The sequence below is a fragment of the Clostridium sp. RTP31139st1_H3_RTP31139_211217 genome, from assembly GCF_040227035.1.
Taxonomy (GTDB): domain Bacteria; phylum Bacillota; class Clostridia; order Clostridiales; family Clostridiaceae; genus Clostridium; species Clostridium saudiense.
Window position 1 is genome coordinate 45551 of sequence record NZ_JBCOAB010000018.1, and the last position, 20753, is coordinate 66303.

21 protein-coding genes and 1 riboswitch are annotated in these 20753 nt (G+C 27.2%); of the genes, 19 read left to right on the plus strand and 2 right to left on the minus strand.

Annotated features, from left to right (window positions below; translation table 11 throughout):
- The first annotated feature begins 31 nt into the window (after nt 1-31).
- The 15 genes from cobT to ABUA17_RS09505 all read left to right on the plus strand — a co-directional run bounded on the left by cobT (nt 32) and on the right by ABUA17_RS09505 (nt 14848).
- Complete coding sequence (gene cobT / locus ABUA17_RS09435; RefSeq protein ID WP_042394912.1) at nt 32-1132, plus strand: nicotinate-nucleotide--dimethylbenzimidazole phosphoribosyltransferase; 1101 nt, start codon at nt 32-34, stop codon at nt 1130-1132.
- An 8-nt stretch (nt 1133-1140) separates the two neighbouring features.
- Complete coding sequence (locus ABUA17_RS09440) at nt 1141-1725, plus strand: bifunctional adenosylcobinamide kinase/adenosylcobinamide-phosphate guanylyltransferase (RefSeq protein WP_042394909.1); 585 nt, start codon at nt 1141-1143, stop codon at nt 1723-1725.
- A gap of 31 nt (nt 1726-1756) precedes the next feature.
- Entirely contained in the window at nt 1757-2542 is a 786-nt protein-coding gene (locus tag ABUA17_RS09445) for an adenosylcobinamide-GDP ribazoletransferase (protein WP_195951474.1), read from the plus strand.
- A 46-nt stretch (nt 2543-2588) separates the two neighbouring features.
- Nucleotides 2589-2966, plus strand: coding sequence for a bifunctional adenosylcobinamide kinase/adenosylcobinamide-phosphate guanylyltransferase (locus ABUA17_RS09450; RefSeq protein WP_042394904.1), 378 nt, complete (start codon nt 2589-2591; stop codon nt 2964-2966).
- 265 nt (nt 2967-3231) lie between these two features.
- Nucleotides 3232-3834, plus strand: a complete 603-nt coding sequence (locus tag ABUA17_RS09455; protein WP_042394899.1) for a histidine phosphatase family protein — start codon at nt 3232-3234, stop codon at nt 3832-3834.
- A gap of 19 nt (nt 3835-3853) precedes the next feature.
- Nucleotides 3854-4801: an adenosylcobinamide-phosphate synthase CbiB gene (gene cbiB, locus ABUA17_RS09460; protein WP_042394895.1), complete on the plus strand. Its 948-nt coding sequence runs from the start codon at nt 3854-3856 to the stop codon at nt 4799-4801.
- Nucleotides 4802-4813: 12 nt separating this feature from the next.
- On the plus strand, nt 4814-5887 hold the full coding sequence (cobD, locus tag ABUA17_RS09465; protein WP_042394893.1) for a threonine-phosphate decarboxylase CobD: 1074 nt from the start codon (nt 4814-4816) through the stop codon (nt 5885-5887).
- 24 nt (nt 5888-5911) lie between these two features.
- Nucleotides 5912-6092, plus strand: a riboswitch (cobalamin riboswitch).
- Between the two features lie 319 nt (nt 6093-6411).
- On the plus strand, nt 6412-7341 hold the full coding sequence (locus ABUA17_RS09470) for an ABC transporter substrate-binding protein (RefSeq protein WP_055292136.1): 930 nt from the start codon (nt 6412-6414) through the stop codon (nt 7339-7341).
- The gene (locus ABUA17_RS09475; protein WP_042394888.1) at nt 7322-8353 is read left to right on the plus strand and encodes a FecCD family ABC transporter permease; all 1032 of its coding nucleotides are present in this window, start codon (nt 7322-7324) and stop codon (nt 8351-8353) included. The genes ABUA17_RS09470 and ABUA17_RS09475 overlap by 20 nt, the downstream gene beginning before the upstream one ends.
- 12 nt (nt 8354-8365) lie before the next feature.
- Complete coding sequence (locus ABUA17_RS09480; protein ID WP_042394887.1) at nt 8366-9121, plus strand: ABC transporter ATP-binding protein; 756 nt, start codon at nt 8366-8368, stop codon at nt 9119-9121.
- A 3-nt stretch (nt 9122-9124) separates the two neighbouring features.
- The gene (locus ABUA17_RS09485; protein WP_042394884.1) at nt 9125-9787 is read left to right on the plus strand and encodes a Dph6-related ATP pyrophosphatase; all 663 of its coding nucleotides are present in this window, start codon (nt 9125-9127) and stop codon (nt 9785-9787) included.
- Nucleotides 9780-11255: a cobyric acid synthase gene (locus tag ABUA17_RS09490; protein ID WP_042394882.1), complete on the plus strand. Its 1476-nt coding sequence runs from the start codon at nt 9780-9782 to the stop codon at nt 11253-11255. Before ABUA17_RS09485 ends, ABUA17_RS09490 begins: the two co-directional genes overlap by 8 nt.
- A gap of 403 nt (nt 11256-11658) precedes the next feature.
- On the plus strand, nt 11659-13041 hold the full coding sequence (locus tag ABUA17_RS09495) for an ABC transporter substrate-binding protein (protein ID WP_195951476.1): 1383 nt from the start codon (nt 11659-11661) through the stop codon (nt 13039-13041).
- 89 nt (nt 13042-13130) lie between these two features.
- Entirely contained in the window at nt 13131-13973 is an 843-nt protein-coding gene (locus tag ABUA17_RS09500; protein WP_042394879.1) for a carbohydrate ABC transporter permease, read from the plus strand.
- Nucleotides 13973-14848, plus strand: coding sequence for a carbohydrate ABC transporter permease (locus ABUA17_RS09505; protein WP_042394878.1), 876 nt, complete (start codon nt 13973-13975; stop codon nt 14846-14848). The genes ABUA17_RS09500 and ABUA17_RS09505 overlap by 1 nt, the downstream gene beginning before the upstream one ends.
- Nucleotides 14849-14896: 48 nt before the next feature.
- On the opposite strand, the gene ABUA17_RS09510 is transcribed toward ABUA17_RS09505, so the two are convergent.
- The gene (locus tag ABUA17_RS09510) at nt 14897-16273 is read right to left on the minus strand and encodes a GntP family permease (RefSeq protein WP_195951477.1); all 1377 of its coding nucleotides are present in this window, start codon (nt 16271-16273) and stop codon (nt 14897-14899) included.
- Nucleotides 16274-16496: 223 nt separating this feature from the next.
- On the opposite strand from ABUA17_RS09510, the gene ABUA17_RS09515 reads away from it, so the two are divergent.
- From ABUA17_RS09515 to ABUA17_RS09525, 3 genes are all read left to right on the plus strand, one after another.
- The gene (locus ABUA17_RS09515) at nt 16497-16634 is read left to right on the plus strand and encodes a hypothetical protein (RefSeq protein WP_172676168.1); all 138 of its coding nucleotides are present in this window, start codon (nt 16497-16499) and stop codon (nt 16632-16634) included.
- Between the two features lie 208 nt (nt 16635-16842).
- Nucleotides 16843-17241, plus strand: a complete 399-nt coding sequence (locus tag ABUA17_RS09520) for a GntR family transcriptional regulator (protein ID WP_042394874.1) — start codon at nt 16843-16845, stop codon at nt 17239-17241.
- A gap of 2 nt (nt 17242-17243) precedes the next feature.
- Nucleotides 17244-18635: a PH domain-containing protein gene (locus tag ABUA17_RS09525; RefSeq protein WP_042394870.1), complete on the plus strand. Its 1392-nt coding sequence runs from the start codon at nt 17244-17246 to the stop codon at nt 18633-18635.
- 193 nt (nt 18636-18828) lie between these two features.
- On the opposite strand, the gene uvsE is transcribed toward ABUA17_RS09525, so the two are convergent.
- Entirely contained in the window at nt 18829-19791 is a 963-nt protein-coding gene (uvsE, locus tag ABUA17_RS09530) for a UV DNA damage repair endonuclease UvsE (RefSeq protein WP_042394867.1), read from the minus strand.
- 259 nt (nt 19792-20050) lie between these two features.
- Between uvsE and ABUA17_RS09535 the strand changes: the two genes are divergently transcribed.
- Nucleotides 20051-20617 carry a zinc dependent phospholipase C family protein gene (locus ABUA17_RS09535; RefSeq protein WP_042394864.1) on the plus strand — a complete coding sequence of 189 codons (567 nt, stop codon included), beginning with the start codon at nt 20051-20053 and terminating at the stop codon, nt 20615-20617.
- The last annotated feature ends 136 nt before the right edge of the window (nt 20618-20753 follow it).

Below are 20753 nucleotides of genomic sequence, written 5' to 3' on the forward strand. Positions count from 1 at the left end.
GATGTTTTAAATAAATAATTGGGGTGAAACAATGAGAAACGAAAAATTAGAGCTTAAAAAAATTATTAATGATATAACAGGATTAAATGAAGATGCTATAGAAGAAGCTAGGTTAAGAGTTAATTCGCTTGCAAAACCTTTAGGGAGCTTAGGTAAATTAGAGGATATAGCAATAAAGCTTGCTGGAATTACAGGTAAGATAAAAAATTCTATAAATAAAAAATGTATTATTATAATGTCATCAGACAATGGGGTTGTAGAAGAAGGAGTTGCTTCAGCACCTCAAAGTGTAACACTAGCACAAACAATTAACTTTTCAAGGGGAGTAACAGGAGTTGCTGTACTAGCTAAAGAAAATAATTGTGATTTAAAAGTTGTTGATATAGGAGTAAATACAGATATAAAAATTCCAGGGGCTATAGATAGGAAAATAAGAAAAGGAACTTATAACATAGTTAAGAGACAAGCTATGAGTTATGATGAATGTATAAGAGCAATAAATATAGGAATTGAAATGGCTAGGAGTGCTTATGAAGATGGATATAACATATTAGGTGTTGGAGAAATGGGTATAGGAAATACAACAACAAGTAGTTCTGTTCTTGTAAGCTTAACTGAATGTAGTATTGAAGAAGCTGTTGGTAAAGGCGCAGGAATAACGAAGGAGGCTTTTGAAAAGAAAAAATGGGTAGTATCAGAAGCGATTAAAGTTAATAATCCAGATAAAAAAGATCCAATTGATGTAGTTTCTAAAGTTGGAGGTTTTGATATAGCTGGAATGATGGGAGTGTTTTTAGGAGCGGCTTATTATAAAATACCTATAGTGATAGATGGATTTATATCGGTAGTTGCAGCATTAGCAGCAGTAAGAATAAATCCATTAGTTAAAGAGTATTTAATAACATCACACTGCTCTAAAGAAATAGGTTATAATATTGCAATGAAAGAATTGGAATTACAGCCAATGCTTAATTTAGATATGAGATTAGGGGAAGGTAGCGGGTGTCCTATAGCATTTTCGGTAATTGAATTTAGTTGTGCAATGATGAATAATATGGCAACATTTGATGAAGCTGAAATAAATGATGATTATTTAGATGAAGTTAGAGGAGAAGAAAACTATATAGTTTAGGAGATAAGATGATTGTTTTAGTAGTTGGTGGAGCTAAAAGTGGAAAATCCATGTTTGCGCAAAATTTATCAAAATCGTTAAATGAAAGCTTAAAAAATCCTATAAGTGGCCAGTTAGATGGAGAGATAGAAAGGGAAGTAGGCAAATTATATTATGTTGCAACAATGAATCCATATGACTTAGAAGATTTAAAAAGAATAGAAAATCATTTAAGGGAAAGAGAAGGATATGGATTTAATACAATAGAAGAAACATTAAATATGAGCAAAGTTTCAAGTCTTATAAAAGAGGAAGATACTGTTTTAATAGATAGTATAACATCACTTGTTACAAACTATATGTTTAGAGGAAAAGAATTTTACAAAGATGTTAGTGATGATATTTTATCAGGAATATTAGAAATTATTAATAATTCTAAAAATGTAGTTATAGTATCAGACTATTTATTTAGTGATAGCATTCAATATGATTGTTATACAGAAAATTTCAGAAAAGAAATAGGAGTTGTAAATAGAAAACTAGCAAAGATAGCTGATACAGTAGTTGAATGTTCTTATGGAAATATAATTTACCATAAGGGTAAAGTTATATAATAGAGGCACAGCTAAATCCAAAGGAGGAAAAATGAAAAAATATTTTAAGGGATTTTTAATGGCAATAAGCATGTTTACTATTATTCCATTACCTAAATATGAATGGGATGATGAAGGTGGAAAAAATATAATGAAGTTTTATCCTGTTATAGGATTGATTGTAGGAGTAATTTGGTATGGAGTTTTTAGAATACTAAATTTATTAGGTGCCAGCATCATGGTAACTACTGCAGTTACGTTAATAACACCATTTATTTTAACTGGAATGCTTCATTTAGATGGATATATGGATGTTTGTGATGCACTTCTTTCTAGAAGAGATAAGCAAGAAAAGTTAAGAATATTAAAAGATCCTCATACTGGGGCATTTGCAGTTATATCTGTAATTATGTTATTTATACTAAACTTTTCTACACTTCATACAGTAATAAGTAATAATATTAATGAGAGTACTATTAATAATTTTAATGGTAGTTCTGTAGGATTAATTTTAATACCTATTATATCTAGAAGTTTAATGGGATATTTATTATTGTCAAAAGAATCCATGAAGGCAAGTTCATTAGGTGCATTTTTCAAACAAGGAACAGGAAAAGTAGATAAAGTAGTATTGCTATCTGGTTTAATAATAGCAAGCTTAATTTCAGTATTCATTTTTGGTATATATGGATTAATAATGATTTTAGGCATGATTTTAATAAGTGTCTTTTTAGTTAATAATGCAGCTAAGGAATTTGATGGAATGTCTGGAGATAGTGCTGGATATGGACTTGTTATTGCAGAAGTTATTGGAGTTTTAGTTTTAAGTTTTATTTAATATTATATATTCATAATAAAACAAATTTGGTTTTAAGGAGAAAATTATGATATTAGTTTTTGGTGGAGCATATAACGGGAAAAAAGATTTTATCAAAGAAAAGTTTAATATTAATGAGGAGGATATATTTTATTGTAGTGATGGTGAAATAGATTTTTCTAAAAAGGTTATTTGCGGACTTCATAAATTTACATATAATAATACATTAAAAAATAAAAGTTCACTTGAATATATAAAAGAAAATATAAATTTATTTAAAGATAAAATAATAATTTCTGATGAAATATCAAGTGGAATAGTTCCATTAAAAAAAGAAGATAGAATGTGGAGAGAAGAAACAGGAAGATGTCTTCAATATTTATCAAAAGAATCTTCCTGCGTATATAGAGTTTTTTGTGGTATATCAACAATAATTAAAAGTTAAGAATTAAGTTTATATGCTAAGTTTAGCCAACAAAATTATTTGTTGGTTTTTCTTTTTTTAAGATGGCCATACTGTAAGTAGCATATATGATACATCAAATTTTTCTGTAAGTAAATTAGAAGAATATTATGAAAATGCTATAAAAATTACTTGTAGTAATACTTAAAACAAGCATACTTAAATTTAATAATTAACAAAACTTAGTTGTAGAAAAGATTTAAAAATGATATTCTCGTAAGAGATAATTATAAGGAGAAAAAGATGTATGAAAAAGCTGAAGGTTTATTTAATTAGACATGGAAAAACAGAAGCTAATGAAAAGCATCTGTATTGTGGAAAGACTGATATATCATTAAGTGAAAGAGGAAAAAAAGAATTATATGATATTAAAAGTACAGTAAAGTATCCAGAGTGTATTAGTTTTTTTAGTAGCGGAGCAAAAAGAGCAAATGAAACATTAGAAATTTTATATCCAGAAAAAACATATAGCGAAATTAATGAATTTTGGGAGTATAACTTTGGAGATTTTGAAATGAAAAGTTATGATATGCTTAAAGAAAATAAAGAGTATATTAAGTGGATTACAGATAAAGATGGACAAGTATTATGTCCTAATGGAGAAAGTAAGAGTCAATATAAAAAAAGAATAAAAGAAGCATTTAATAGGTTTATAGATGGGTGTTATAAAGAGAACATGAGTGAAGTAGTTTTAGTTTCTCATGGGGGAACAATAGGAACTATACTAGAAATATTTTATGATAGCAGTAAAAGCTTTTATGAGTATCAACCGGAGTGTGGAAGAGGTTATGAAATTATTTTAGAAAAGATAGATAATAATATTAAATTTGAAGAGATAAACAAAATATAGTTATAGAAAGGTTAGAAAAATGATTGAAATAATATTAGGATTTTTATTAGATTTAATAGTAGGTGATCCACAAAATCCTATACATCCAATTAGAATAATAGGATCGTTATGTAAGACAGTGGAAAAGTTTTTTAGAAGTATATTAAAGAGATACTTAAAAGTCGCAGGCTTATTAACTTGGATACTTGTGGTTTTTATAGTATTTATATTTAATTATTTATTACTTAAAGTTACATATAGAATTAATCCAAGTGTAACAATGATATTAGGATCTGTAATGATTTATTTTTGTATATCAACAAAGGCTCTTAAGATTGAAGGTTTGAAAGTTGTTAAATATGTAATTAAGGATGATATTGAAGGAGCAAGAAAGCAGTTATCATATATAGTAGGAAGAGATACAAAGAATTTAGATAAAGAATCAATATTAAAAGCTGTTGTAGAAACAGTAGCTGAAAATATGTCAGATGGGGTTATAGCACCTCTTTTTTATGCAGGTATAGGAGGGGCTCCGTTAGCATTTCTATACAAAGCAGTAAATACTATGGATTCTATGTTTGGATATAAAAATGACAAATATATTGAATTTGGATATTTTCCAGCAAAACTTGATGATGTATTTAATTATATTCCTGCAAGGTTAAGTGGGTATTTTATTGTAGTAGTATCTTTTATTTTAGGTTTAGATTATAAAAATAGCTTTAAAATTTATAAAAGGGATAAAAATAATCACAGCAGCCCTAATAGTGCGCATCCAGAAGCTGCTGTGGCAGGAGCTTTAAATGTTCAATTAGGAGGTCCAAACTATTATTTTGGAAAGCTCGTGGAAAAACAAACTATAGGTGATGATAGAGAAAAAATAGATATTAATAAGGTAAATAACACAAACAATATATTATATTGTAGTGCTGTTTTAGGGTGTATTATGGCATTAATTATTAATTGGAGTATAAATGTTATTTTTTAAGGAGGAAAGGTTATGGCAGTTCATGGTGGAAATACTGAAGAAATTGCAAGAAAATATAAGTTAAATCCAAGTGAAATTATAGATTTTTCAGCCAATATAAATCCATTAGGGATAAGTGAAAATGTTAAAAAGGCAATGATAGATGCAATTGATAAAGTAGTTAAATATCCAGATATAACTTATTTTGATTTAAAGAACTCTATTGGAGAGTTTGAAAAAATAAATACAAGAAATATTACATTAGGGAATGGAGCTGCAGAAGTAATATTTAATATAGTACGCGCTTTGAAACCTAAAAAAGCATTATTGCCAGCTCCAACTTTCTCAGAGTATGAAGAAGCAATTTTAAGTATTGATGGTGAGATAGAATATTATAACTTAAAGGAATCTAAGAATTTTAATTTAGATAATGAATTTATAGGGAATATAAAAAATAATATAGATATAGTTTTTATTTGTAATCCCAATAATCCAACTGGAGTTTTGACAACAAATGAATTTATCAAAAAAGTATTAAATAAGTCAATACTTACAAATACAATAGTTGTTATTGATGAATCTTTTTTAGATTTTGTTAAAGATAATAAGGAATATTCAAGTAATAAATTATTAAATGATTATGAAAACCTAATAATTGTAAAATCATTAACTAAATTTTTTGCAATTCCAGGGGCTAGGATAGGGTATGGATTGTGTTCAAATAAGGAAATAATGGATAAAATAAATAAGATTTTAGTGCCGTGGAGTATAAACGTTATAGCAGCTGAAGGTATAACTAAAGGACTAACAGAAAAGCAGTATATTAAAAAAAGTATAGAATATATAGAAGATGAGAAAGAATATTTATATAGTGCTTTAAAGCAAATAAAATATTTATATGTTTTTGAACCAAGTGTGAATTTCATAATGTTTAAAATATTAACTAATTTAGATTTAAAAGGTGAATTGATTAAAAGAAAAATATTAGTTAGAAGCTGTGATAATTATATAGGACTAGATAATAGTTTTTATAGAGTTGCAGTAAGAACAAGAGAAGAAAATAATAAATTGATTGCTGAATTAAAGCATATTTTATTTGACAAATAAAATTCATAAAGATATAATCATTATGAATTTTAAACCATAATAGGTGTTTTTTTAAACTTAATAGGGAATTAGGTTGAAGTCCTAAACTACCCCAGTAACCGTAAGACTGACGAAATTCATGTATAGCCACTGTATAAAAATACGGGAAGGTATGGAGAGTAGGATGAAGTTAAGTCGGGAGACCTGCCTACTATGATGATAATATTATCTTCTGAGGGTGAGATAATAGATACGAATAATAGATAATATAATTAATATGATTTGTTTTTAGATTTTAAGTGTTAGAGAATAAACTTAATAAATTATAATATTAAGTTTATTTTATGAATATTTAATGTTAAGAAATATTAAGAAATTATCAAAGTTATTATGTATTTTAGAGCGCTCTCAAATATGAAAGCGCTTTTTTTAGTTAGAAAAAATTAATAGGGTTAAAATTAGTAAAAAATATATATGAAAAGCCTAATTAATATATTACTAACTAAATTACACCACTCTAAAGTATACATTTAGGAGGAATAGTAATGCAAAAAATGAGAAAGGTTTTATCATTAGCTTTTACATTTATAATGGCTATGATGATATTTGTAGGATGTTCAAGTAAGCCTACAACGATGACAGATAGAGAAGGAAATGAATTTAATGTTCCTAGTGAAATTAATAGTATTATTTCTACAGCACCATCTAATACAGAAGTATTAGTAGAATTAGGTTTAGCAGATAAATTAGTAGCTGTAGATAAATACTCAGCTGATGTTGAAGGAGTAAGTGAAGATTTACCTAAAATAGATTTTAGAAATCCAGATGCGGAAACAATAATTTCTTTAAATCCTGATATAGTTATAGCATCAGGTCATAATAAATCTGGAGATGAAGATCCATTTGCTTTAATAAAAGAGGCTGGTATTACAGTTGTATATATTCCAAGTAGTTATAGTATTGATGGAATATATGGTGATATAGAGTTTATTGCAAGTTTAACAGGTACTGAAAAAAAAGGTGAAGAAATAATTAATTCTATGAAAGAAGAAGTTGCTAAGATAAAGGCAATTGGAGATACTATAGCAGATAAAAAGAAAGTTTATTTTGAAATTGGGGCTGGAGCAGGGCTTTATACATTTGGAAATGATACATTCTTAAATGAGCTTATAGAAACAGTAGGAGCTACTAATATTTTTGGAGAAGAAAATTCATGGATAACAGTAACACCAGAAGCTGTTATAGATGCTAATCCTGATGTTATTTTAGCAAATACTCCAGGAACTAATGAAGCAGGTTTAACTGCTGTGGAAGATATAAAAAGCAGAGAAGGCTGGGACACAATAACTGCTGTGCAAAATGGAGATGTATATCAAATAGATAAAAACTCATCTTCAAGAGCATCACAAAATGTTATAAAAGCTTTAAAGGAAATAGCAAAAGCTATTTATCCAGATGAGTATAAAGACCTATAAAAATAAAATATTATTAATTTTATCAATTCCGTTGGTATTATTAGCTATATGTATTGGAACTTCCTTAGGAAGTTCCAATATTAGCATATTGGATACTTTTTCTATATTAGCTAATAAGTTTTTTAGTGTCCCATTGCTTGATGGAATTGAACCTAAGCAAGTATCTATAATATGGAATTTAAGGTTACCAAGAGTATTACTTGCATTTATGGTTGGTGGTTCTCTTGCTGCTAGTGGCGCAATAGTACAATCAGTTTTGAAAAATCAATTAGCTTCACCATATACTTTAGGATTATCATCTGGTGCTTCATTAGGTGTAGGTATTATTATAGTAACAGGAATATCAATTCCGTTTTTGGGAAGATTAACTATGCCAGTAGTAGGATTTGCTTGCAGTTTAATTACTATGATAATAGTATTAAAGTTTTCAGAAAAAGTAGATAGAGGAATGTCTAATACAACAATAATACTTGCAGGTATGGTGTTATCACTATTTTTTAGTGCTACATTAACTACTATTTCAGCTTTAGCATCAGATAAGATGGAAAGTATAACAATGTGGTCTATGGGATCATTTTCTATGAGAGGATGGAGTTATGTTAAAGCAGGTATACCTTTTTTTATTATAGGAATTTTAGGTGTATCTTTTTATTTTAAAGAAATGGATGTATTAACATTTGGAGAAGAAGCAGCAAAAACTATAGGAGTAGATACAAATAAAGTTAAAAGAAGGTTATTTTTATTTGTTGCAATACTTACAGGTAGCGCAGTTGCACTTAGTGGAACTATAGGGTTTATAGATTTAATTGCACCACATGTTGTTAGAAAAATATTTGGTTCAAAGCATGCTTATGTTATACCAATGTCTGTTGTTTTTGGTGGATGTATGATGATAATGACGGATTTAGTATCAAGAACTATTGTAGCTCCATCAGAATTACCAGTTGGTGCAATAACAGCATTAATTGGCGGACCATTTTTTGCTTATATATATTTTAAAAAGTCAAAGTAGGTGGGTATTTTAATGCTAGAAGTTAATAAAGTTAGATGTGGATATGACAATAAAGAAATTGTTAAAGGGGTAAGCTTTAGCGTTGAGAGAGGTAAAAATCTTTGCATAGTTGGTCCTAATGGCTGTGGGAAAAGTACACTTTTAAAATCAATAGCAAATTTATTAGAGTATAAAGGAAATATAACATTAGACTCTAAAGAAATAAGCCAATTAAATAGAAAAGATTTAGCAAAAAATGTTGCATTAATGTCACAAGCTAGTAATATATATTTTCCATATACAGTTTATGAAACAGTAGCTTTAGGAAGATATGCTCATTTAAAAGGAGTATTTTCAAAGATAAATAAAAAAGATGAAGAAATAATTCTTAAAAGTATTGAAAATGTAGGGTTAATTGATATTAAAGATAAACTTATAAGTCAATTATCAGGAGGACAACTGCAAAGAGTATATTTAGCTAGGGCTTTTGCACAAGATCCAGATATAATTTTATTAGATGAACCTACTAATCATTTAGATTTAAAATGTCAAATAGAAATATTAGATTATTTAAATAAATGGACGAAGGAAAATAATAAAATTATTGTTGCTGTATTACATGATTTAAATCTAGTTCAAGCTTTTGGAGAAAAGGTAGTAATGATGAATGATGGAAAAATTATAGGGTCAGGAAATCCAAAAGATGTATTAACTGAAGAAAGACTACAAGAAGTTTATGGAATTGATGTAAAAGGCTTTATGCTCGAGGTTTTAGAAAAATGGAGGTAGTATATGAAAAATTTTGTAATGTCATATAGTTGTGGAAAAGATAGCACTTTAGCATTGTATAGAATGATAAAGGCTAGCAATACTCCAGCAGCTTTACTTATAACAGTAAATAAGGGTGAAAATAGGTCATGGTTTCATGGAGTTCCTAGAGAGTTAATAGTTGATATTTCTAAATCACTAAATATACCATTAATATTAGTAGAAACAAGTGGTGATGATTACGAAATTAAATTTACTGAAAAATTATTGAAAGCTAAAGAAAATTTTAAAATAGATTCTTGTGTTTTTGGTGATATAGATTTAGAACCACATAGAGAATGGTGTACATCAAGGTGTAATGAAGCTGGAATAGAGGCAATTTTCCCTTTATGGCAAGAAAATAGAGAAGAACTAGTATACGAGTTTATAGATAGTGGATTTAAAACAGTTATAAAGAATGTAAAGCTTGAGTGTATGGGAGAAGATTTCCTAGGGAAAGTTTTAACAAAAGAAGTAGTTGAAGAAATAAAGAAAACAGGTTCAGATGCTTGTGGAGAAAATGGAGAATACCATACTTTTGTATATGATGGACCAATATTTAAGTATCCAATAAAATTTAAAAGCTTAAATATTATAAAAAATGAAACACATGGTTTTTTAGATGTAAAGGAAAGTGAAAATGAATAAGATAATGGTTTTAGGAACAGCATCTGGAGTAGGTAAAAGTACCGTAGCAACAGCTTTATGTAGATATTACAGAAATAAAGGGTTTAAAGTAGCTCCATTTAAAGCATTAAATATATCATTAAATTCATATGTAACTGAAGATGGATTAGAAATGGGAAGGGCACAGGTTGTTCAAGCAGAGGCTTGTGAATTAAAGCCTATGGCATATATGAATCCTGTTTTATTAAAGCCAAGTGGAAATAATAAAACACAAGTAATTGTAAATGGTAAAGTTCATTCAATGATGAATTCTTATAAATATAAAGAATTAAATAAGGAATTAAAAAAAGTAGTTAAAGAGACTTTTGATAAATTTTCAAAAGACTATGAGGTTATGATATTAGAGGGATCAGGAAGTTGTGCCGAAATAAATTTAAGAGAAACTGATATAGCAAATATGTCTATGGCAAAATCTGCTGATGCAGATGTAATTTTAGTAGCTGATATTGATAGAGGGGGAGTATTTGCTTCTGTAGTTGGAACTTTAATGTTACTTGAAGAAAATGAGAGAAAAAGAGTAAAGGGTGTTATTATCAATAAATTTAGAGGTAATGTCGATTACTTTAAAGATGCAATGACACAGTTAGAAGAAATAATTAATATACCTGTATTAGGAGTATTACCTTATTTTAAATTAGATATTGAAGATGAAGATAGTGTTACTGAAAGAATAAAAAATAATAAAATAGAAGATTTAGATATAGCAATTATAAGATTACCTCATATGTCTAATTTTACTGATTTTAATAGTTTAGAAATATTAGATGGTGTTAGTGTTAGATATGTAGAAAATATAAGCGATATTAGTGAACCAGATTTAGTAATTATTCCAGGAACTAAAAATACAATAAATGATTTAAGAGTAATTAAGAAAAATGGACTTTTCAATAAAATTATTGAGCTTAAGAATAAAGGAACGATGATATTAGGAATTTGTGGAGGGTATCAAATGTTAGGAGATAACATAATGGATACACAAGGAGTAGAGGGTGAAATAACAACAGAAGAAGGTTTTGGATTTTTAAGCATTGATACTATCTTTAATAATGAAAAAATAACTCAACAAACAAAGGGATATATAAAAAATTCTTGTGATGTATTAAGTAAATGTGTTGGAATAAATGTATATGGTTATGAAATACATAATGGTATAACAAAGGTTAAAGATAAAGGACAAGTATTCATTGAAAATGAACATGGACATATACAAGGTTCATTTAAAGATAATGTTTTAGGAACGTATTTACATGGGATTTTCGATGAGGGAGATTTTCTTAATACATTTATAAATTCATTAAGAATAAATAAAGGAATTAATATTTTAGATAAAGAACTAATTGATTATAAACAATATAAATTAAATCAATATGATGAATTAGCAAAACTTTTTGAGGAAAATATAAATTTAAATAGAATATTCAATATGTAATAAATAAAGAGTAATTTAAAATTTCAAATTACTCTTTATTTATGGAAGTTTAATAAAGAAAATATCTATGTAAATATTAATATAGACTTAAAATAAATATGAAATAGTTAAAATTTAAAACTTTATTTACTAATAGTTTAAATTATTTGAATAAAAAGGTGTATATTAATAAAAAAGGAAAAATATATTGATTTAAACAATAATTTACAGTAAAATAAAATTATAAGATGATTTGAATTAATATAAAATAAATGGATTTTTTTAATGCAAAAAGGAAACGGTTCCAGCAACTATTCTAAGTTAAATTTAGGAAGAAATATTTTTTTAAAATGTTATATAAAGATTTACAATATATCTGTAAGTCATTTATATATAAAGTATATTTAAGGGGAGAGGGAAGTTTATGAAGATTAAAAAATTATTAGCTATTGCTGTTGCAACAACATTAGTTGCAGGTGCATTTGTAGGATGTGGAAGTAAGGGGGACAGTACTGGTGATGCTACAAGTGATTCTAAATCATCAGGAGAGGAAATTTATTTTTTAAATTTCAAACCGGAAATTGCAGATGTATATAAAAAGATAGCTGAAGAGTATGAAGCAGAAACTGGAGTAAAGGTAAAAGTTGAAACTGCAGCTAGTGGTACTTATGAACAAACGTTAAAATCTGAAATTGCAAAGAAAGAGGCTCCAACAATATTCCAAATTAATGGACCAGTTGGATATCAATCTTGGAAAGACTATTGTTTAGATCTAAAAGATACAGAACTATATAGTCATTTACTTGATAAAACTTTAGCAGTAACAGATGGTGATGGCGTTTATGGTATTCCTTATGCTGTTGAGGGATATGGAATTATTTATAATGATGAAATAATGCAAAAATATTTTGCTTTATCAAATAAGGCAACTGATGTTACATCTATAGATGACATTAATAATTTTGATAAATTGAAGGCTGTTGTAGAAGATATGGAAGCTAATAAAGATGAATTAGGAATTCAAGGGGTGTTTGCATCTACTTCAATGGCATCAGGTAATGCGTGGAGATGGGAAACTCACTTAGCTGATTTACCACTATATTATGAATTTAAAGACGATGCTGGGGAAAATGGAGATGTTCTTCAAACAGGATTAGATGCCAAGGAAATTGATTTTAAGTATAATGAGAACTTTAAAAATATATATGACTTGTATACTAATAACTCAGTTTCAGAGAAGGGGGTATTAGGTAATAAGAGTGTTGATGATGCTATGGCTGAATTTGCATTAGGTGATTGTGCTATGGTTCAAAATGGTAATTGGGCTTGGTCACAAATCAGCGATATCGATGGTAATACAGTTAAAGAGGAAAATATTAAGTTTATGCCTATATATACTGGTATTGATGGAGAAGAAAATCAAGGTCTTTGTATTGGTACTGAAAACTATTTAGCAATAAATAGTCAAGTTTCAGAAGAAAAGCAACAAGCATCAATTGATTTTATAAATTGGTTATTTACAAGTGATACTGGAAAAGCTTATGTTTCAGGAGATTTAGGCTTTATAGCTCCATTTGATACATTTGATGATGACGAAAAGTCAGCAGATCCATTATCTAAGGAAGTTTTAAATTGGATGAGTAAAGATAATGTAAATACTGTTCCTTGGATATTCCAAGCATTCCCAAGTCAAAACTTTAAAGATACATTTGCTGGTGCTTTACTAGAATATGTACAAGGTACTCAAGATTGGGATTATGTAGTTACTACAGTTAAGGATTCTTGGAAGGCTGAAAAGGCTCAATAATTTTTAAATAAGGCAGCATATAATATGTGCTGCCTTTATTAAAGAATAGTATTAATATTTAAGCATAAAAATTTAAGGGGGATGAGACTATGCAAAAAGGGTTAAAGAAGTATTTTTGGTTATTTGCATTACCTACATTAGTAGCTTTTGGTATAGCTTTTTTGGTCCCATTTATAATGGGGATTTACTTATCATTTACCAAATTTACTACTGTTACTAATGCAACTTTTATAGGATTAGATAACTATAAAAAAGTATTTTCTACACCAGAATTTATGAATGCATTAATTTTTACAACTAAATTTGTTGTTGTGTCAGTTATAACTGTAAATGTATGTGCTTTTGCACTTGCATATCTTTTAACTAGAAAATTAAAAGGAACTAACATATTTAGAACTGTTTTCTTTATGCCGAATCTTATAGGTGGTATAGTTTTAGGTTATATATGGTTAATTATTATTAATGGAATATTAAATTATTTTGGTGTAAATTTAACTATGGATCCTAAGTATGGATTTTGGGGATTAGTTATCTTACTAAATTGGCAACAAATAGGATATATGATGATAATATATATTGCAGGTATACAAAACATACCGGGTGAACTTATGGAAAGTGCTAAAATTGATGGTGCTTCTAAATGGATGACATTAAGAAAGATAACTATACCGCTAGTTATGCCATCAATTACCATTTGCCTTTTCTTAACAATGTCAAATGCATTTAAATTGTTTGATCAAAACTTAGCGTTAACTGATGGTGCACCAGGTAATAAAACGGCAATGCTTGCATTAGATATTTATAAGACATTCTATGGAAGAGTAGGATGGGAAGGTGTTGGTCAAGCTAAAGCTGTAATCTTCTTCTTAATTGTAGCAGTAATAATGTTACTTCAATTAAGTATAACTAGAAAGAAGGAGGTTGAAAATTAATGGAAGCTAAATTGAAAAATGATACAGAACTTAATTTAAAGTATGAACCTAAGAAAAAGAATAATGTACTTTTATATTTAATATTGATTATATTATCTATTGTATTTTTAGCACCTATTTTTATAGTTTTATATAATTCATTTAAGGGTAAATTATATATTAGTAGATCTCCATTTGCTTTACCAAACTCAACTAGTTTTTCAGGACTTGCTAACTATGTTAATGGTATAGATAAGACTGGCTTTATTTCAGCCTTTGGATATTCTTTATTTATAACTGTTGGATCAACAGCTGTAATTATATTATTTACATCAATGACTGCTTGGTATATTACAAGAGTAAAATCAAAATTTACAAGTTGTTTATATTATTTATTTGTATTATCTATGATAGTTCCTTTCCAAATGGTTATGTTTCCAATGAGTAAAGTTGCAAACATGTTAAGCTTAGATAATCCTCTTGGGATAATAATAATATATTTGGGATTTGGATCAGGGTTATCTGTCTTTATGTTTAGTGGGTTTGTTAAATCAATTCCAATAGATATAGAAGAAGCCGCAATGATTGATGGATGTTCACCGGTAAAAACATTCTTTTTAATTGTTTTACCGTTATTAAAGCCTATTGCAATAACAATAGCTATATTAAATGTAATGTGGATATGGAATGACTACTTATTGCCATATTTATTGTTAGGAACAGAATATAAGACTATTCCAATTGCAGTACAATATCTACGTGGAGGATATGGCGCAGTTGATATGGGAGCGATGATGGCTATATTAGTTCTAGCAATTATACCAATTGTAATTTTCTATTTAACATGTCAAAAACATATAATTGAAGGTATAGCAGCAGGAGCTGTTAAGGGATAAAAATATATGTATAATATAAAACCTCAAGATTATTCTTGAGGTTTTATATTATACAAAGCTTAAAGATACTAATATAACAATTATTATAGTTGTTAATATTGGAATGATAACTGAAGTAACAAATATATCTTTATAACTCTGCTTATGTGTCAAACCACAAATTGCAAGGGTGGTTATAACAGCACCATTATGTGGTAGAGTATCTAAACCGCCAGAGGATAACGCAGCAATTCTGTGTAGTATTTCCGGGGAAATTGATAAAGTTTGACTCATCTCTATAAATGTTGGTGCAAGAGCAGATAAACTTATACCTAATCCACCTGAAGCAGAAGCTGTAAGACCACAAATAACATTAACAGATATTGCTTCAGAAATAATTGGGTTAGAAGAAATATTCATTATGCTAGTTTGAATATTTGTGAAAATTGGCAATGCTTTAATTATGCTACCATATCCAACTATTGCACTTGAGTTAAGTAGAGGTAGAAAGGAATTCTTTACCCCTTCATTAAGATATGCATTTAAATTTTTAAATTTCTTAAAATTAAGTAAAATTATATATATGATTGCTAAAACAATTGAAATTATTACACTCCATGTACCAGATACCTTATCTAAAGTAACACCATATTTATCTAAATAACTTCCATCAGTATTAGGAAAATAAAATTTAGATAATGTGAAATTAGTTATAAATATAATTAATATGGGCATTATTGACAAAATAATATTAGGTAAATTTTCATTTGAATCAATTTTATGAGTATCTTTATAATTTCCATATCCTTCACCATTGATCTTTGCTTTTTTAGCTCTTCTTGTAAGCCATAGCATACCAAAAGTAAACATTATTATACTTGCTATGATTCCAAGAATTGGTGCAGCAAAAGTATCTGTTCCAAAATAACTCATAGGAATTACATTTTGAATTTCAGGAGAACCAGGCAGAGCAGTCATTGTAAAGGTGAATGCTCCTAGTGCAATAGTTCCAGGTATAAGTCTTTTAGGAATATCAGCTTCTTTAAATAAAATATTTGCAAGCGGATATAAAATAAATGCAACAACAAAAAGTGATACTCCTCCGTAAGTTAAAAAGGCACCAGATAAAACTATTGCAAGTATTGCTTTATCCTTGCCTAATTTATTTGTTATAAATGAGGCAATAGATCTACCATATCCAGCTTCATCCATTAACTTTGCAAAAATTGCACCTGTTAAAAATAGTGGAAAATAGCTTTTTACAAATCCAGCAAATCCACTCATATAAACTTCAGTATAATTAACCATTAAATGACCATTAAGACCAATAGAAATTAAAATAGTTAATAACCCTATAATAGGTGCAGTTATTATTGTTGAATATCCCTTATATGCTAAATACATAATTAGAGATAATGAAATTATTAAACTAATTAAGCTTATCATTTGTTTTCTCCTTACTTTTTTACTAATTTTATTATATGTACTAATTAAGAAAAGTATTATATAATGAATATCAATAGATAATAATTATTATATAATAAAAATATAATTAGTAAATAAATATTTTTATAAAGGAAACTTACTACTTACATTCGTTTGTAGAAGTAAGTTCAATTATCTAAATTAAAATTTATAATTTTACTTATAATGGAAAGGAATAAAAGAAATGAATAAAAAAGAATTAAAAGAAAAAAAGCAAATTGAAATAGAAGCACCTAAAAAAATAAAATATCAATGTTTACATACTGAAGAAGCGCGAGAATGTACATGTATCAGAAGTAAGGGCTTAGTATTAAAAAAATAATTTTAAAAGCAACATTAATTATTTTTATAACTTAATTAATGTTGCTTTTTTTTATTTAGAAGCTAAGAATATGTTATATATGGGGGTGCCCATTGTTAGAGTAAGTGTTATAACAGCTAGTCATCAGATAAATTTTTAAATGTAATATTGTTTATTTGTATAGTTTGTATTATAATTAATAATACAAACTATACAAAGGGGATAAATTATGATTATTAAATTAGATATGACTAGCAATATTCCTATTTATGTACAATTAAGAAATGAAATTGTAATGGGAATTGGAAGAGGAGAATTAAAAAAGGGGGAAGGTTTGCCAACAGTTAGACAAATGGCAGAAGATATAGGGGTTAATAATATGACTGTTAATAAGGCATATACAATACTAAAAAACGAAGGATATATAGAAATAGATAGACGTCATGGAGCTAAGGTTAGTCCATCATTAGATACAAGCAAAGAATTTAAGGAAAAATTAGAAGGTGAACTAGAGCTTATAATTGCTGAATCTGGTATAAAGGGAATTGAATATAAAGAATTCATGAAAATGTGTGAAGATATTTATAAAAATATGAATGGCTTAAATATAGCATGGAATGAGGGGTAAATATGGGGGTTTTTAATATTATTTGGGGGAGTATACCTGTAGTTGTTTTGTTATCAATGTATTTTAATTGTAGATATATGATTAAGGGAGATAAAAATATTTTAATTGGAGTAACTATTCCATTTTTAGAACTTAAAAATGAAAAAGTATTAGACATAGTAAAAGAGTTTAAGAAAGAAAATATAAAAGGTTTTATTATTGCAGCTATTTTATTTATTCCATCTTTTTTCTTTAAATTAAATTCAAATCAAATATTATACTTTTTTTTATGGTTAATTGGAGTATATATTTTTACTAGAAGTTTATTTATTAAATATAATAAAAGGTTAATGGATTTAAAACGAGAAAATAATTGGTTATTACCAAGCAAAAGATTAGTAACTATAGATACTGAAGTTACTCGTTTAAAAGATAAAATGCCAGTATCTGTTCTTTGGTTTATTCCAAGTTTTATAATCTCATTATTTCCAATAATAATTGTATTTAATAATATAAAAGAGTATGGAGTTTCACTTGGAATTGCAGCAAGTAATGCATTAATAGGTAATATAATTTTCTTAGTTATGTATAAGGTATATTCTAAGGGGAAAACGGAAGTTATAAGTGAAGATACAAATGCTAATATAGCATATAATACAGTATTTAAAAGAACATGGACAATGGGAACTATAATAGCGGCTACAATCCAAAGTATTGGTATGTCATTTATGTTTTCACTTTTCTTAAATAATAATAATAGTAAAATATTATTTATTTTATCTGTAATAATACCTTCAAGTATTATTCTTTTTGGCATATTTTATATAAATAATAAAATAAAAGAAGAACAAGGAAAAATATTAAATACTTGTACAAATCCTATTTATACTGATAATGATGAGTTTTGGAGCAAAGGTGTATATAACAATCCTAATGATAGAAGTGTAACTGTTGAAGATAGGGCAGGCTATGGAATAACTTATAATTTAGGAACTAAAAAGGGAAGAAGAATTTATTATGGTAGTTTAATATTCGCTGGAATACTTGTAATAGGGATAACAGGAAGCTTGATAAGAATTGATCATTCTAGTTTTACTTTAAATATTAAGAATAATTTTGTAAAAATAAATGCTCCAACTTATGGAACTGAGTTTAATATTGATGATATTGAAGAAATAACAATGCTAGATAGGCTACCTTCAGGAATAAGAACTAATGGGGTTGGTGCTTCAACATATAATCTTGGTAATTTTAGTATAGATGGTTATGGAAAGTGTAAATTATATCTTTACTTTGAAAATCCAAATTGTATTAGCATTAAGTTAAAAGATGGTAGATATATTTTCTTTAATAGTAAGAGTAATGATGAAACATTAAGATATTATGCTGAATTACAAAAATTATTAGAAAAATAGAGGAGAGCTTTTATATAATATATAAGAAAATAATATAAAGTTTGTCCTAAAAATAAAAAATAGTAGCTAATCCATTAAATTGGATGCTACTATTTTTTGAATGCTATATGTCGAATAAACTAAAGTTGTATGGTGTAAAATATATTGCAGTATGTTTTACATCATTTTTTATTATGTACTATTTTTCACATATTTATACAATAAAAGTGCTTTCATCGACCCATTTATATTCAGGTTTCAATTCTTTTATATCACTTGCAAGTTTAAAGAGAGCTAAATCTTTTTCTTTACATTCTAGCATAATATCAATATCAGTATTAAATAATTTTATATTTTCTAAGAAGTTTATAAAATCATGTGGATTAATAAAATCAGAATGTTTTCTATCGTTCTCCCCATTTTTAGGAGAGGAAAAGTGAAGTTTAGGGGGAAGCTTTTCATTTTTCCAAGTATCAAATATTTTAGGAATTAAGTCATATATATTATCATTAGCATTATTACAATTATGATGATGAACATCTAAAACCATGGGTAAATTTAATTCATTACATAAATTTAATGTTTCGCGTGCTGTATATGTTTTATCATCATTTTCAATAATTATCTTTGATTTGACTTCTTTAGGAAAAGTATTGAAATTAGTAATAAATCTTTCTAATCCCGCTTCTTTGCCATTTGTAGCTCCACCAACATGGATTACCATTTTACCTAAATCATATTTAAAATCATCAAACCATTCAGCTTGTCTCAATAGATTTATTTTTGTGTTTTCAACTACTTTAGGATTAATACTATTTATTACATTAAATTCATCAGGATGTGTATCGACCCTCATATTAGATTCATTTATAAGCTTTCCTACATATTCAAAATCCTGCTTTAAAAATTCTCTATGCCCCCAATATCCAACTTCAGGATGAGTTACTAATGGGATTAGTGCTGATGTAATCCTATAAAAGTGAATGTTGTTTTCAATATTATATTTTATTATTTTTTCTAAATCATGTAAGTTTGATGCAGCAACAGTTTGTAATTTTTCTAATTTTTTTGATGGAAGAACAATTTTATTATAATTTGAAAATGTTACTGTGCTAGAAGAAGTTACCTTTTTTCCTAATTTCTTTGAAATTGCAACGTATCCTAATCTAATTTTCATAATTAGCCTCCAATAATTAAGGTAATTAATAATTCTTATTTATTATGTGCAAAATAAAATAGTCATATGTTAAGAAATTAATCATAAATATTTAAATGTAATATTTATTTTCATAGCTAATATTGGTTGTAATTTATAAAATATTACACAGCAGCCAGAATAAATACAAAAAATTTACAATCACAATTTAGATTTATGATGTATAATAATATTATCGGGATTATATATAATATTAATTCCTGATAGGGGGAGAACTCTTATGTTAATAAACACACATTTAGCCATTGGCTCATATTGTTATAAAATTTGTAATGAAAAATATAATTTAAATTTAGATAAAAAGAGATTCTTACTTGGATGTATAGAACCAGACCTACACAAAAGAAAAAATAAGATTAAACACACATATAGTGTTTCAAAAGATAAGATGCTTGAATATAAAAAATACATTGAAAACAATGATCTTGATATTAATGAAGTATCTTTTATTGTAGGTAAAATTGCTCACTATATAGCAGATTGCTTTTGTAAATATCATTTAGAAGAGTATTACGGAAAGGATATGAAGGATCATTTCGTATATGAATTATTATTGCACAGAACATTAAAAAAGGCATTAAAAGAAAAGGATGAAATTTTTAATGAAATATTAAATAATATCAATGAATCAAGAGATTATTTAGAGGAATTAAGAATTAATAGAAAAGAATATCTTGATTTAGAAGAAGATTGTTTAAATGATGTTTATTTTACAATTAAAACAACTTGTCAGTTACTATATTTAACACAAAAATATTTTATAAAGATAGCAGAATCATATATTTAATAAGGCGAATTATGCACATTAAAGGTAAATAATATTACTTTTAATGTGCATTTTTTATAGACGAATTGTCAAGCTAAGTGCAACACTTAGCTTGTTCTTCGTTAAATGCTTCTAACGGTGTCTTGTATCCAAGACA

Coding starts and splice junctions, on each gene's coding strand:
- cobT (WP_042394912.1), top strand. CDS start 32: ATGAGAAACGAAAAATTAGAGCTTAAAAAAATTATTAATGATATAACA.
- ABUA17_RS09440 (WP_042394909.1), top strand. CDS start 1,141: ATGATTGTTTTAGTAGTTGGTGGAGCTAAAAGTGGAAAATCCATGTTT.
- ABUA17_RS09445 (WP_195951474.1), top strand. CDS start 1,757: ATGAAAAAATATTTTAAGGGATTTTTAATGGCAATAAGCATGTTTACT.
- ABUA17_RS09450 (WP_042394904.1), top strand. CDS start 2,589: ATGATATTAGTTTTTGGTGGAGCATATAACGGGAAAAAAGATTTTATC.
- ABUA17_RS09455 (WP_042394899.1), top strand. CDS start 3,232: ATGAAAAAGCTGAAGGTTTATTTAATTAGACATGGAAAAACAGAAGCT.
- cbiB (WP_042394895.1), top strand. CDS start 3,854: ATGATTGAAATAATATTAGGATTTTTATTAGATTTAATAGTAGGTGAT.
- cobD (WP_042394893.1), top strand. CDS start 4,814: ATGGCAGTTCATGGTGGAAATACTGAAGAAATTGCAAGAAAATATAAG.
- ABUA17_RS09470 (WP_055292136.1), top strand. CDS start 6,412: ATGCAAAAAATGAGAAAGGTTTTATCATTAGCTTTTACATTTATAATG.
- ABUA17_RS09475 (WP_042394888.1), top strand. CDS start 7,322: ATGAGTATAAAGACCTATAAAAATAAAATATTATTAATTTTATCAATT.
- ABUA17_RS09480 (WP_042394887.1), top strand. CDS start 8,366: ATGCTAGAAGTTAATAAAGTTAGATGTGGATATGACAATAAAGAAATT.
- ABUA17_RS09485 (WP_042394884.1), top strand. CDS start 9,125: ATGAAAAATTTTGTAATGTCATATAGTTGTGGAAAAGATAGCACTTTA.
- ABUA17_RS09490 (WP_042394882.1), top strand. CDS start 9,780: ATGAATAAGATAATGGTTTTAGGAACAGCATCTGGAGTAGGTAAAAGT.
- ABUA17_RS09495 (WP_195951476.1), top strand. CDS start 11,659: ATGAAGATTAAAAAATTATTAGCTATTGCTGTTGCAACAACATTAGTT.
- ABUA17_RS09500 (WP_042394879.1), top strand. CDS start 13,131: ATGCAAAAAGGGTTAAAGAAGTATTTTTGGTTATTTGCATTACCTACA.
- ABUA17_RS09505 (WP_042394878.1), top strand. CDS start 13,973: ATGGAAGCTAAATTGAAAAATGATACAGAACTTAATTTAAAGTATGAA.
- ABUA17_RS09510 (WP_195951477.1), bottom strand. CDS start 16,273: ATGATAAGCTTAATTAGTTTAATAATTTCATTATCTCTAATTATGTAT.
- ABUA17_RS09515 (WP_172676168.1), top strand. CDS start 16,497: ATGAATAAAAAAGAATTAAAAGAAAAAAAGCAAATTGAAATAGAAGCA.
- ABUA17_RS09520 (WP_042394874.1), top strand. CDS start 16,843: ATGATTATTAAATTAGATATGACTAGCAATATTCCTATTTATGTACAA.
- ABUA17_RS09525 (WP_042394870.1), top strand. CDS start 17,244: ATGGGGGTTTTTAATATTATTTGGGGGAGTATACCTGTAGTTGTTTTG.
- uvsE (WP_042394867.1), bottom strand. CDS start 19,791: ATGAAAATTAGATTAGGATACGTTGCAATTTCAAAGAAATTAGGAAAA.
- ABUA17_RS09535 (WP_042394864.1), top strand. CDS start 20,051: ATGTTAATAAACACACATTTAGCCATTGGCTCATATTGTTATAAAATT.